Source organism: Neoakkermansia glycaniphila, assembly GCF_900097105.1.
Lineage (GTDB): Bacteria > Verrucomicrobiota > Verrucomicrobiia > Verrucomicrobiales > Akkermansiaceae > Akkermansia > Akkermansia glycaniphila.
Window position 1 is genome coordinate 3,061,369 of sequence record NZ_LT629973.1, and the last position, 12,710, is coordinate 3,074,078.

General features: G+C 56.3%; 13 protein-coding genes. 6 read left to right on the forward strand and 7 right to left on the reverse strand.

Features of this window, described 5'->3' with window-relative positions; translation table 11 throughout:
* Nucleotides 1-42: 42 nt before the first annotated feature.
* Entirely contained in the window at nucleotides 43-690 is a 648-nt protein-coding gene (tmk, locus tag PYTT_RS12760; RefSeq protein ID WP_067774918.1) for a dTMP kinase, read from the forward strand.
* A 48-nt stretch (nucleotides 691-738) separates the two neighbouring features.
* Here the strand turns inward: tmk and PYTT_RS12765 are convergent, their stop codons facing one another.
* The 6 genes from PYTT_RS12765 to PYTT_RS12790 all read right to left on the reverse strand — a co-directional run bounded on the left by PYTT_RS12765 (nucleotide 739) and on the right by PYTT_RS12790 (nucleotide 6,337).
* Nucleotides 739-1,254, reverse strand: coding sequence for a hypothetical protein (locus tag PYTT_RS12765; RefSeq protein ID WP_141675782.1), 516 nt, complete (start codon nucleotides 1,252-1,254; stop codon nucleotides 739-741).
* A 222-nt stretch (nucleotides 1,255-1,476) separates the two neighbouring features.
* Nucleotides 1,477-2,178: a hypothetical protein gene (locus PYTT_RS12770; RefSeq protein WP_141675781.1), complete on the reverse strand. Its 702-nt coding sequence runs from the start codon at nucleotides 2,176-2,178 to the stop codon at nucleotides 1,477-1,479.
* Between the two features lie 113 nt (nucleotides 2,179-2,291).
* A complete protein-coding gene (locus PYTT_RS12775; protein WP_067774910.1) occupies nucleotides 2,292-3,086 on the reverse strand; it encodes a YfgM family protein in 795 nt (264 codons plus the stop codon).
* 9 nt (nucleotides 3,087-3,095) lie between these two features.
* Nucleotides 3,096-4,049: a methylenetetrahydrofolate reductase [NAD(P)H] gene (metF, locus tag PYTT_RS12780; protein ID WP_067774907.1), complete on the reverse strand. Its 954-nt coding sequence runs from the start codon at nucleotides 4,047-4,049 to the stop codon at nucleotides 3,096-3,098.
* Between the two features lie 22 nt (nucleotides 4,050-4,071).
* Nucleotides 4,072-4,842 carry a hypothetical protein gene (locus PYTT_RS12785; RefSeq protein ID WP_067774904.1) on the reverse strand — a complete coding sequence of 257 codons (771 nt, stop codon included), beginning with the start codon at nucleotides 4,840-4,842 and terminating at the stop codon, nucleotides 4,072-4,074.
* A gap of 130 nt (nucleotides 4,843-4,972) precedes the next feature.
* Nucleotides 4,973-6,337, reverse strand: a complete 1,365-nt coding sequence (locus PYTT_RS12790) for a tetratricopeptide repeat protein (RefSeq protein ID WP_172801837.1) — start codon at nucleotides 6,335-6,337, stop codon at nucleotides 4,973-4,975.
* Between the two features lie 136 nt (nucleotides 6,338-6,473).
* Here PYTT_RS12790 and PYTT_RS12795 point away from each other — a divergent pair, with 136 nt between their 5' ends.
* The 3 genes from PYTT_RS12795 to PYTT_RS12805 all read left to right on the forward strand — a co-directional run bounded on the left by PYTT_RS12795 (nucleotide 6,474) and on the right by PYTT_RS12805 (nucleotide 9,300).
* Entirely contained in the window at nucleotides 6,474-7,172 is a 699-nt protein-coding gene (locus tag PYTT_RS12795) for a pseudouridine synthase (RefSeq protein ID WP_067774897.1), read from the forward strand.
* Nucleotides 7,169-7,939 carry an RluA family pseudouridine synthase gene (locus tag PYTT_RS12800; RefSeq protein ID WP_141675780.1) on the forward strand — a complete coding sequence of 257 codons (771 nt, stop codon included), beginning with the start codon at nucleotides 7,169-7,171 and terminating at the stop codon, nucleotides 7,937-7,939. The genes PYTT_RS12795 and PYTT_RS12800 overlap by 4 nt, the downstream gene beginning before the upstream one ends.
* A 68-nt stretch (nucleotides 7,940-8,007) precedes the next feature.
* Nucleotides 8,008-9,300: an ankyrin repeat domain-containing protein gene (locus tag PYTT_RS12805; protein ID WP_172801838.1), complete on the forward strand. Its 1,293-nt coding sequence runs from the start codon at nucleotides 8,008-8,010 to the stop codon at nucleotides 9,298-9,300.
* Nucleotides 9,301-9,312: 12 nt separating this feature from the next.
* On the opposite strand, the gene PYTT_RS12810 is transcribed toward PYTT_RS12805, so the two are convergent.
* Nucleotides 9,313-10,374, reverse strand: a complete 1,062-nt coding sequence (locus tag PYTT_RS12810) for a glycosyltransferase family 2 protein (RefSeq protein ID WP_067774891.1) — start codon at nucleotides 10,372-10,374, stop codon at nucleotides 9,313-9,315.
* 225 nt (nucleotides 10,375-10,599) lie between these two features.
* Between PYTT_RS12810 and PYTT_RS12815 the strand changes: the two genes are divergently transcribed.
* The gene (locus tag PYTT_RS12815) at nucleotides 10,600-11,409 is read left to right on the forward strand and encodes a CPBP family intramembrane glutamic endopeptidase (RefSeq protein ID WP_067774888.1); all 810 of its coding nucleotides are present in this window, start codon (nucleotides 10,600-10,602) and stop codon (nucleotides 11,407-11,409) included.
* Nucleotides 11,406-12,302 carry a thiamine-phosphate kinase gene (gene thiL, locus PYTT_RS12820; protein WP_067774885.1) on the forward strand — a complete coding sequence of 299 codons (897 nt, stop codon included), beginning with the start codon at nucleotides 11,406-11,408 and terminating at the stop codon, nucleotides 12,300-12,302. Before PYTT_RS12815 ends, thiL begins: the two co-directional genes overlap by 4 nt.
* Nucleotides 12,303-12,710: the final 408 nt, after the last annotated feature.

A 12,710-nucleotide genomic window follows, 5' to 3' on the forward strand; every position in this document is an offset into this window, starting at 1 on the left:
CTTTTCTGCTAAACTCCGGGTTGAGAATTCCATTCACCACTCATGACTGTTCCCCTATCCACTCGCGGCAAACTCCTCGTCTTCGAAGGCATCGACGGTTCCGGAAAATCCACGCAGATCAACCTGCTGGCCGATTATCTGAACGCGCACGGCATCCGAACCCTTTGCAGCTTCGAACCGACACGCGGCCCATGGGGCATGAAAGTGCGTCAGGCGGCTGCAGGCAACGAACGCCTTGATATCGAAGAAGAAATATCCTGCCTCCTGCAGGATCGCCGCGAACACGTACACAACGTCATCGAACCCGCCCTTGAACAAGGAACATGGGTACTGCTCGACCGCTATTACCTTTCCATGATGGCCTATCAGGGGGCCAGCGGCTGCAATGTCGAGGAAATACGCGAAATGAACGAAGAATTCGCCCCCGTACCCGATCTTGCCTTCTGGCTCGACATCCCCGTCGAAACCGCCCTGCTCCGCATGGCCGAACGCGGCCTTGCCCGCGATGCCTTCGAAGAGGCCTCCTTCCTCGAACACTGCTACCGCATCTACGCCTCCATGGACATGCCTTGGCTGGTTCGCATCCCGGCGCTCGGAGATGCCTTGCAAACCCAGCAGCAAATCCGCCAGGCAGTCGCAGAAGAATACCCGCAAATCTTCAGTCGGGCCAATACCGCGGCTCTTGCCTGATGCGGTGCGCTACATGCAATCTTTTTCACCCTTGCGTCCTGTTGCGCTTCATATGAGCAACGGCGCAGGGCTCTTGCGTCCTCTCACATCGGCATCCCTGCCGCTCTGATACACGCGGAGCACGACGAATACGCGCTTCACCGTCCACATTCCGGCGACATCCTTTTCTCCTTCAGGCACGCGCTCATAGGGTGTCGGATGGAGGATGGGTATCACGATCAGCGTTTCGTACCCGACGAGCTTGACAGGATCATCCGTCTTTTCCAAAGCGGCCATACAGGCCCGGTAGGCGATCTCATCATAAAAGACGACTTCAATGCCATGGTCGACGGATACCGCCGGCACCGTATAGGCGCGATAATACGATGACCAATTTCCATGGCGCCTTGTAAAATCGCCATTGAATTTCTTCAATGTAACGGGCACAACGAGCAATGTATTGTAATCCTTTCCGAAATAGGAAGGCATCACCGACCGTACCGCATCCGGTTCCGGTTCTGCCTGTACAGGTACATCCGCCATGGCCAGGCATGACAGCAACAAGGCGATAGAGGCTAGCTTCATATAAGAGAATACAATATAGCAACGCTTCAAAGGGTCAAGATAAAATCAGAAAATAACACTAACATAAAAAGTCATTGAGCAATAAAACAAAGTAGAAAACAGTATTAAAAATATCCATATATAACTCCAACGGAATTCATATGTTGTTATACATTAATATATATCGACGGAAATTTACGGCCGGAAATCATCAGGATACGGCCGATCCGCCAGGAAAGAATGTTAAGGTGTGCGGAATATGGCCTTATACCCCGCCGATGCCCACCGGACAGGAGTAGCTACCACGCTCAGAGGAGCATCGACAACAAAAGCATCCAGCCAGGCCACGGGCTGTATCCATGCATGCAGGCCCCCTGTTTCGCAACCGTTCCAAACATACAAATCCGGAACACATGCGCCGCAGGATGCCGAGCGGACACTGTCCTGCACTGTCAGAGGATAGCGTATGGCCGTCTCCCGTGCTCCGTCCAGATCGATTTCCGGCATGGCCGTCATCGGCTCTTCCTCCAAAAACCGTATCGCTCTGCCGTTCTTCATACCGGACAGTTTGCTGCCGGACATGCGAAACGCCAAATCCCGGGGAATGAGGACGGCTACATATCCGGAAGGCTGTTCATCCTCCGGCAGCGGCTCATCGCGATATCCCCAGTAATTCAATGCCACGGCCATCGTGCCCCAGAGATCCTGCTGCCGTTCGCACACGCGCTGCCGCGCCTTCACGTAATAGCAACCGTCCTTTTCGAACAGTACATTCTTCTCCAGCACGCCGCAATCGGCATAATTGTAACGAGCGCCGATCTCCGAAATTTTAGCCGATGTGCGGGCAAACGTACATGATTGCAGAATCAGGGGAAACGCTGCCGCCAGACTGTACCACACACGTGGCTTCCTGCAACAAAACCAATAGCATAAGGAATGAATCATAGGGGAATATGATTTTCTACTCTTCCCTATCCGTTTTGTCAAGGCTGAACACGCAAACGGGCCGCTTCCCTCAGGAAGCGGCCCGCCTATCGTCGAAAAATGCGCTGCTCTGCTCAGGAGGCCTCAAGTGGCGCGCTCAGAGAGGGCACCACGGAATCCGCAGCTGAAGGAAGAGGTGCAGGAAGCGGCGCCGGAGCTTCCTTGACGGGAGGAGCTACATCAATCACCTCGAGGCGATCCTTGATACGGTTATGGAGGGAGCTGTTCGCAGATTTGGCAACTCCGGCCTGGTACATGGTCTTCGCCTTCTCCTTGTCGTTCTGTTGTTGCGCGATATCGCCCAAAGACATGTACGCCAGCGGAAGATAGGGAGACTCGCCGGAGACGACCACCTCCTGCCACATGCGAGTGGCATCGTCCAAACGCCCCTGCTGCGTGTACTGGTCGGCCAGATAGACTCGGATGCGCAGTTTCAGGTCTTCGTTGTCCGTCGATTTGAGGAGCGCATTCATGCCGGCAATGCCCTGCTGCGTCTTGCCCTTCGCCACCACGGCGGCATGGGCGAGGTATTTGGCCGTATCGGTCGAAGCCGTATCGGGATACTGGGCAGCCACGGTTTCCAGTTTCGCGGAATCGAGTTTGGCGGAAGAAATACTGAATTCGGCCTTGTCCGCCCCCATGGCGGAGACAAGAGCGGCCGAAGCCTCGGTAACCTTCTCATCCTGCATGGAATAATAGGCGATGCCGCCGACAACGCCGACCGCAAGGATGATACCTCCGACGATCAGCTTCTTGTAATGGTTGTCCAGGAAAACTTCATGCTTGGCCGGGCCGATATTGACTTCGCCAATGGCGCGGATTTCTTCGGGTGACAGGGGGGCGTCTTGCGAGGGGGTTTTATTGTCCATTTGGTCGATTTATGATAATTTTTGTTGAAGGGATGCGGCGGCCTCACGTGCGGCTTTGCCGGGCGAAGAAGCCAGCCCGAGATTGCGGTAGATCTCGCGCGTGGCATAGGATTGGTTCAGGGTGTAGAAGTGAATGCCGTCCACCTCGGCGTCCAGCAATTCGGCACACTGGGAAGAAGCGTATTGGATGCCGACCTGTTCGATGGCGGAAGGATCGCCTCCGGCCCGAAGAAGAGCCTTGAGCAGCCGGGCCGGGAAGCAGGTGCCGCCCGACAGTTCGGCCATGCGCTGCATGCCGTTGATGCTTGTAATAGGCATGATGCCGGCGATGACGGGCACATTGATGTCGACGAGGCGGCAGCGGTCCCTGTAATCGAGGAACGCGTGGTTGTCAAAGAAAAGCTGCGTACAGATGTAGTCTGCACCTTCATCCACCTTCGCCTTGAGGTAGTCCATTTCCTTGAGGCGGTTGGGTGTATCGGGATGCCCTTCGCAGAATCCGGCCACGCCGATGGTCAGGGGCTCCTGAATGCGGTTGCGCTCTTCCCATCTGCGGATGAAGCTCACCAGCTCCGCCGCATGGTGGAAGGCATCCCGGGAGGGATCGTACCCACCCTGCCGTGGAGGATCGCCGCGCAAAGCCAGTACGGCCTTGGCTCCTACCCTCACATAACCTTCTATAATATTCTCCAGTTCCTCTTCCGTATGGCCCACGCAGGTGAGGTGCGGCACCGTAGGTATCTGCCGCTCCTGCTGGATACGCTCTACAAGGCTTCGAGTCAGCTCGCGGGATGATCCTCCCGCACCGTACGTCACACTGACGAAGCTGGGCGAGTACGGCTCCAGCTCGCAAATGGTGCGGTGCAAGGATTCGGCCGCAGCCGGGGATTTCGGCGGGAAAAATTCGAAGGAGAAACAGGGAGTCCGGTCAAAGAGGCAGGATTTGGCGACGGTATCAGACATGTATGCAGGAAGAAAACGGCGTTCAGGGAAGTGCGGGCGTCAAGGGAACCTCGACGACATCCGACATTTTGGAATTTCCCTGCGGAAGGGCAGCCGGAGCCGGAGTGGCTGCGGCAGGAGCCGCGCTGTTGAGAGAAGGAAGATCACTCACCTGGGGAAGCGGCGAGATGATGACCTTGTCGCCCACTTTGGGATCGGAGGCCATGGAGGCAACCTGCATCATCGTCGGGTTCGTGATCAGATCGACTTTTTTCATGGCTGCACTGTACAGGCCGGATTCCGGATCGAAACGCTGGAGCACCAGTTCGCAGACGATGCCGCCGAACCGGGAAACCGCCAGCACCTGCGATGTCGAAAGTTCCTGATTGCCTTGCGGCTGCAGCAGGACGATGTTGTTTTCCTTGTCGTAATAGGATACGACAGCAACCGGAGCAACATTCTCAGCCGTAGCGGCAGCCGGTACCGAAGAGGAACTGGCAGAGGCGCCCTTTTTCAGGACTTCTTCCTCTTCTTTTTTGAGTTCAAGTTCTTTACGAAGGCGTTCGATTTCCGCCCTGTCCTTCGCGGCCTGATCTTCCTTCAGGATATCTGTACCCGATTGAGTCGCCGCTGCCGGAGCATCCTTCTTTTCGGAGCCATGGGTAAGGAGCTTGTCATAGTGGGAGCTTTCCTGCTCCCTCTTCTGTTCATCGCTGATTTGCTGGGTCTTGGGCAGAAGGAAGGCGACAATCCAGAACAGAACCCCCAGGGCAACAGCCAGGAAGACAAGGATGGTGACGCGAAAACTATTCATGCGAAAAAATCTAGCAGATTTGCCGTTCATTGCAAGTCAAGAATGAGCCATTCCCCGCCCATCCGAAAAAAAGGACGGCAGCCGCATGAGGGCTGCCGAACGTAAAACGGAACCGGATGGCCGGGAACAATCAGGCGTAGGCGGATTCCACGCGATGGGCCACGTCCCGGTAGCCGTAGTCCGCATCGTAAATCACCTTGAAGCTGTCGAGAGCCTTGTCCTTCTGCCCGAGGTGTTCGTGCAGGGTGCCCATCAGGTACAGGATTTCCTTCTTCGTATCGTCCATGTTGAAGAGTTCGGCATTGGCTTCTTCAAGCTGGCGGAGCGCAAGGTCATACATATTCTTGGCTTCGTAGCACTTGCCGAGCATCAGCATGGCGCGGATGCGGAGGTAGGGATTGTTGCGCGCACGCTGGAGTTCCGGAATGGCATCGGAAAATTCTCCTGCATAGAAGAGAGCCTGCCCCAGATTGAAGCGAAGCTGCGGGTCGGTCGGATTGCCTTCCACGCGGGCCTTGCAATCCGTCACCTGTTCAACGGCGCGTTCGCGGCGTTTCTCGGCAAGCCGGGCCTGTAACTCCGCATTGTCGGGATTGGCTCCGGCTGCCTTTTCCAGTGCCACGAGTTCGCTGTTCAGCATGTTTTCACGCATTTCCAGCGCCTTGGCCTGGATGGATACGTCGTTCGCGCTGAGGGAGAATGCATAGCTGTAGAAGGAATAGGCATTGGCCCAGTCTTCCATCTGTTCGTACACGGAGGCGATATCGCGCACGATGGCAAGATTGCTCTGGTCGGCCGCATAGCGTTCCGACAGGCGGGCAAGCCGCTGCTCCAATTCGGCACGCGTCAGGCCGAGCTTGTCGGCGTTGTCCAGATCGGCCGTTTCGGCGGCATTTTTCATCACGGATCGGAAATCCTTGGCGTTTTCCCAGTTCTGGGAGCGCATGGAGGCACGGGCCGTACAATCCTTCTCGCCCTTGATGGCCACCGTATCGTTCGGGTCCACCTGCAGCACACGGCGGTAGGCATCGGCGGCCTCGGCAAACTGCTCGTTCTTGATATAATGGTTCGCCAGCAAATGAAGATATTTCTTATTGGTAGAATGCCCCTGGCAAATCGTTTCGAGGGCGAAAGAGGCAAGATCCGTCAATCCCAGCTCCATGGCTGCATTGTACAGCATTTCATTGGCCTGCAGGGAGAACGGATCGTTTTCCAGATCGTCTTCCACGGAGGTAAGCACCGCATCGGCGGCCTTCTTCAGCGTGGTCAGGCGCATGCCGCCGAACATGGTCTTTTTCTTCGTCTCGGGATTTTGCTTGATCTCACAGGCACGCAGCACCTTGCGGCCTTCAAGAAAGCCGGGGGCATCCTTGACAAGAGCCTTCAACAGGCTGATGGCATAAGGATAGTTTTTTGTTTCGACGGATTGGCAACCTTTCAGCCAAAGATCCGACTGCCGGGGTGTAAGTTCCTGTTCGGTGACGATGGAGATCATAACGAGTGTGAGAGGTAAAAAGACACAAAGACAGGAGCACGTCATTGCGCGCCATCTATGTTGTGAATGTATCCTATCACGATGGGGATGCTATTTCAATCTTGTTTTTCTTCATTTTTATGAGAAAACTTCCTGCATGATACGTTTCGACGCACTCCTGTCACGATTCGGCTACTGTTCCCGCCGCGAGGCTTCCGGATGGGTGAAATCCGGACGAGCCATGCACCGGGGGCAGCCCGTTCGCAACGTCTCGGAAAAGGTCGATCCTCATGATGTTCTGATCGACGGGAAACCCGTTCCGTTCCCGGACGGAATCTACATCGCCCTCAACAAACCGACGGGTTGCACCTGCAGCCACCGCGAAGAAGGAGAGCTCGTGGACGATCTGCTGCCCCCGTCGTGGTTGCGGCGCAATCCCTCCGTCACCACGGTCGGCCGGCTGGACAAGGACACGTCCGGCCTCCTTCTGATTACGGACGACGGTCAATTCGTCCACGACATGACCTCTCCCAAAAAGCACGTGCCGAAAATCTACGCATTCACCACATCGGCGCCCGTACCGGAAGAGGCAGTCGCCCTGTTCGCCTCCGGAGAATACATGCTCCACGGCGAGGCGACGCCATGTCTTCCTGCCGATCTCGTGCTGACCGGGGAATGCTCCGGCACACTCACCCTGCACGAAGGACGCTACCATCAGGTACGGCGCATGCTGGCGGAAGCGGGCGCGCCCGTCGTCACCCTGCGCCGTACGCATATCGGCACGCTCTCGCTGGATACGCTCGGACTGGAAGAGGGGGAATGGAAGGAAATCGACCCCGCTTCCATCCGCCCATGAAGTACGACATGCCCATTGCCGTTGAAGCGGACTTCTCCGTATTGTACGAAACGGAGGACTTCCTCGCAGTCTCCAAGGCAGCCCCGCTTCTGGCGCATCCGACCGGAGAGAAAAACGAACCTACGCTCTGGCATGGCCTGCGAGAACTGCTCGCCTACGAACTGGCCACGGGAGGCCAGATATCCCTCGTCAACCGCCTCGACCGGGAAACGAGCGGCATCACCCTCGTCGCCAAAACCCTGCGCGCCGCCCGCGAACTCGGCAAGGCCATGCAAAGGCGCGAACTGCACAAGGAATACATGGCCCTCGTCCTCGGCCATCCCGCATGGCGCAGCTGCACCTGCGAAGAGCCCATCCTCAGCCAGAGCAGCGTCCGCCCCTCGCGCATCCACGTCAAGCAATGCTGCCATCCGGACGGCAAGCCTTGCTTCACCTCTTTCCGCGTACTCAAAACGATTCCCGCCACACGCAACCTGCCTGCCATGTCCCTGATCCGGTGCATACCTCGCACCGGGCGCATGCACCAGATCCGCGTTCACCTCGCCCATCTCGGCCATCCCATCCTCGGAGACAAAATCTACGGTTTCGACGAAACCTGTTACCTCGACTTCATCGCCGAAGGCTGGACTCCCGACATGCACCGCAGGCTGCACCTGCCCCGCCATGCTCTGCATAGTTGCGCCCTCTCGTTTCCATGGCGCGACGAGACTGTTCGCATCCACGCCCCCCTGCCCGAAGACATGGCCGCGCTGTGCCGCAGGCAATGACGCATGAAGCAGAGTTCCTTTTCGTTTTTTCCTTGCCTTCCGCCATCTCCGTGCCATCATGGTTGCGTATGACCACATCTACCCTCATGCTGACCATCGGCGCCGTTCTGGCAATCGGCGTCCCCTGCCATGCCGGCAAACTTCCACAGGCCGAACGCCTCCGAAGCGAAGCATACCAAAAGCTCCATCCCGACAAAAAAATCACGCCCGTAGAACTGCAGCAGGCGAAACAATCCATCGAACGATTGGCAGCCAAGCTCAGCCAGCTCGAAGCGAAAACCGCCGATCCAACCCAAAAGCAACACCTCGGCACACAACAGAGATTCTGTGAACAACTGTCTCTCAACCTCGATACAATCGTGCGCCGGAGCACCATTCATGCTACCTTACCGGACGAAACCTTTACCGCCCTGCACTTTGCCGTCTGTCTGGGATTGATCGACGTTGCCGAAATGCTGATGCAACATGGAGCCGACCCCAATGCCTTGCTGGATCCCTCATCGGAACGGCCTCTCTGGTATGCCTGCCGCTGGGATCAACCGGAAAGCATCCGGTTGCTGCTCAAGTACGGCGCCAATCCCGACGATATCGACGCCCAGGGTACAACCTGCCTTTTCGAAGCCGATCCCGACGAAGCCCGTATCCTCATCGAAGAAGGAAAAGCCAAACTCCAAACCACAAGCCGATCGCCGATGGATCCGGCATCCGTGTTGCACGGAGCCTGCAGCGGCACAGTCCCATGGACACACACCCAAATGAAGGACAGAACTTGCCGCTGGGAATTTTTCCGGGACAAAGTCAACCGGGACCGCATCGACCCCGGTTACGTCAGATACCTCATTGAAAAAGGTTGCGATGTCAACTTGGGCAACGGCACGAAAGGTACACCTCTTCACCGAGCCGTCGATACCAACCTACCCGACATCGCCGAAATCCTGCTGCAGCACGGCGCCGATCCCAATGCCACCGATGAACACGGCACGACTCCCCTGCTCATTACCGCCAAATACGGCGATAGCGGCATAGGCAAGCTGCTGTTGCAGTACAAGGCAAATCCAAACAAGGCCGACAAAAATGGCAAGACACCTCTGTACCAGGCAATCAGCCAAAACGCAACAGACGATCAACAACGTCTGGAAATGGCCGAACTCCTGTTGCAAAGCAAGGCCGACCCGAACGCTGCCGACGAACAGGGTACGACACCTTTGCATCTTGCCGCCCGTGCCGACGACTTGCCGCTGGCACGCCTCCTGCTCCACTATAAGGCCGACCCATCCTTACGCACCCAAAAAGGTAAAACCCCGGCGGACGAAGCGGGCTCCAATGCCATGAAAGCCCTGCTGACCTCCCCGACCCCTTAAAGGCAACCTCTCTCAGTGCGCGCCACGGTGGGCGGATTTCTTCACACGCAGGCCGAATACCTTCACGCGGCGCGTATTGCCCTTGTACGTCACATCGTAGAACGGCGACAGCGAACGGCGCAGCAGATACCGGCCCACGCCCCGGGAGAGGGCTCGCAGGTTGAGAATATCCTTCTCTTCCAAAAACTGGTTATCGCCTTCGTTATCCGAAAAATGTTTCTTCGTCTCCTGCGACATGCGGTGGAGAAAGCCCAGCTTGTACTTCAGGGCGATCCGTTTCAGGTTCGCCCGGTACACCTCATAGCTGCGTTTGAAAAGAATATCGCGAATCTTCGTATTGCCTTCGCACGCACTGTTGAAAAAGGCTCTCATCTCGTCCGTCTCGTCGAAAATGCAAAACACCTTGTGCTTGCTGTTCATGGACGAGTTTTCATTGTCGCGGCGGTAATTCAGCAGCACATCCGGTACGACGCAGATTTTCTCCAGCTTGGCAAGTACCTTGAAGGAGAAAGACATATCCTGAAACGACGCTCCCGGCGTTTCCAAAAAGCGGATACCGTTCGCACGCAGCCAGTTCAAATCGTACAAGGCGGCCCAGATGGCCGGATTGCCGGAAAATATCTGGGGGCGGTCAAGCGGGCAGAACACCTGCTCGCTGCGCCAGCCGCGCGGGAATGAGCACTTTTTACGGTTGCCGTCGGTCCAGTAGTCGAACCACGGGCACAGCACAACGGGCACATCGTGCTTCTGCTGCGCCGTCATCAGGATTTCGTACATGCGCGGTTCGATAAAATCGTCGGATTCCACGATGCCGAGGTAATCGCCTGTGGCGGCATCCATCCCCATATTCATCGTGTGCCCGTATCCGGCATTCGGCTTCGAAATCACTCGCACGCGCGAATCCCTCGACCGGTATTCTTCCAGAATGGCCAACGAACCGTCGGTCGAGCCGTCGTTGACGCAAATCACTTCAAGATTCTCATACGTCTGCTCCAGAATCGATTCCAGACACTCCCTCAAATAGGAAGCGACATTGTACACGGGGACAACAATGGATATCAGAGGCGAAGGCATGAGACGCAAGCGTGCTGACTGAACTCAACACGCCCAGCCTATTTGATACGCGCAAGCAAGTCAAGAAAGAAGATGTAACAAAACAATCGGCAGACAATATCCCGTTCAGCATGTCCCACCATCCGGCGGAGTCTTTGCATGCAAGCGCTATGCGTCGGGCCTCCCGTCCGCTTTCGATTTTTTGCTTGTTTTACCTGGCATGCCTGCTACAATCGCCCGGCATTTATGAGCGAATTTCTTCTTCCGTCGATCATCCCGGCGAGCATGCTCTCGCAAGCCGACGGAACGACTCCGCTTTCCTCATGGCAATTCCTGATCCAGTGCCTGACGTGGGACATCCTCATTGCCTGCATCCTGTGGAGCATCGGCCGCCGCATCCTGAAGCCGAACAGGGCCGAGCAAAAAGGCATACCCACCTCCGGCTTCACTTGGGCGGACAATACGGTCGCCCTGTGCATGTGCCTCTGCATGCTGCTGGTGAACGTATCGACCTTCGCCATCTTTGCCATGTTCATCCTCTTCCGGATGTTCACCCCGCCCGTGCGGGAGATGTACAGTTGGAAGCTCCCCTCCGCCGTATCCACCATCGTATGGATCGTCGGCATATCGCTGGTCATTCGTCTTGGTACGGGGCTCATGGAAGAAAGCGGCCTGATGGAATGGATATGCAATCGCACAGGCGCGCCTGAAGAACAGGCCGTCATTAAGGCTCTACGCACAGGCGATGCCGAAGAACAGATGCGTATCGCATTCTCCGCCATCCTCCTTGCCCCTCTGCTGGAGGAAATCTGCTTTCGCGGCTATCTCTACCCCATTCTCAAGCGATACATCCCCGCCATATGCGCCAACATCGGGGTATCCTTCTTCTTCGCCTTCGTGCATAACAGCCTGGGACAAGCCCTGCCTCTGGCTCTGATCGGCTTCCTGCTGACCATTTGCTATGAGCGCACCCGCACCCTGCTCGTTCCCATCATGGCGCACGCCGTCTTCAATGCGACGACCATCGCCTATCTTCTGATCTTCGGTACTTCATGAAACTGGACGAACTCGGTGAAAACGCCTTTCTTCGGCAGCTTCTGCCGGGCCTCCCCGGCAATGAGGAACTTCTGGTAGGGCCCGGAGACGACTGCGCCGTCGTCACCCGCGATGAGCATTGGGATACGCTGCTGAAAACGGATGCTCTCGTCGAAGGCGTCCACTTTCTCCGGGATACCGATCCGTACCTCATCGGACGCAAAGCGCTCGGACGCGCCTTTTCCGACATCGCCGCCATGGGCGGCGACCCTGAACACGCCCTCGTCACCATCCTCGTGCATCCCTCCCGGCAAGTCGAATCCCTGCTCCGGCTTTACGAAGGACTTTCCTCCATGGCTGCCGCCTATGAAGTCTCCCTGGCAGGAGGAGAAACCTCCTCGCTTCCCTTCGACGGGCTGGCTCTCAGCGTCACTGTGACAGGACGCGTCCTTCACGGAAGAGTAGTCCTGCGTTCCACCGGAAAACCCGGCGACCTCCTCTGCGTCACCGGTCGGCTGGGCGGGTCCCTCGTTTCCGGCAGGCACCTCGACTTCACGCCGAGGCTGAGGGAAGCGCGGATACTGTGCTCCAACGGACTCCTTCCCACGGCCATGATGGACTTGTCGGACGGCCTCGGCACCGATCTCCCCCGGCTGGCAGAGGCCTCGGGATGCTCCTACAAACTGAATCTTGAAAGCCTTCCCCTGCACCCGGGTTGCACGATCGAGCAAGCCCTCGGAGACGGCGAAGACTACGAACTCCTTTTCACGATCGATCCCGAGTTCGAGGATCACCTTTTCCGCGTCCAGGGACTGTTCTTTCCCGAGACCCCTGTCACGGTCATCGGACGCCTCGTTCCACGCGGCTCCGTCGCCCCTTCCATCCCTACTGGATGGCAGCATTTTCAGGCATGACGCCCGACTTGTTTGTTGGATTATTCACAGATTGTTCCACAAAAAATAGTTATGTTTTTTAACTATTTTTATTTCATTAACTCATTCATTGTATTTATATTGTAATTTTTATTCACAAAGAAACGACAACTTGTTCACAACTTATTCACATATCTTTTCACACACTCGAAAGAAAGAATAATAATCAACTCTTCCGAAATAAAACCAATTGCAAGCCTAAAAAAAAAAAAGGCGTGGAACACGCATGGAACGTCCGTTTTCATGCCGAGAAATTCCGGGTAGAAAAAAAGAGATTTTCTTTTTCTCCGGATAGAGCTAATTTCGCCTTCCCGACACTTGGCGGGCTTGCGACCGACACGGCTGCGCCCCCCTGCTCTGCGACAGATTTACACCATCGACATACTGACC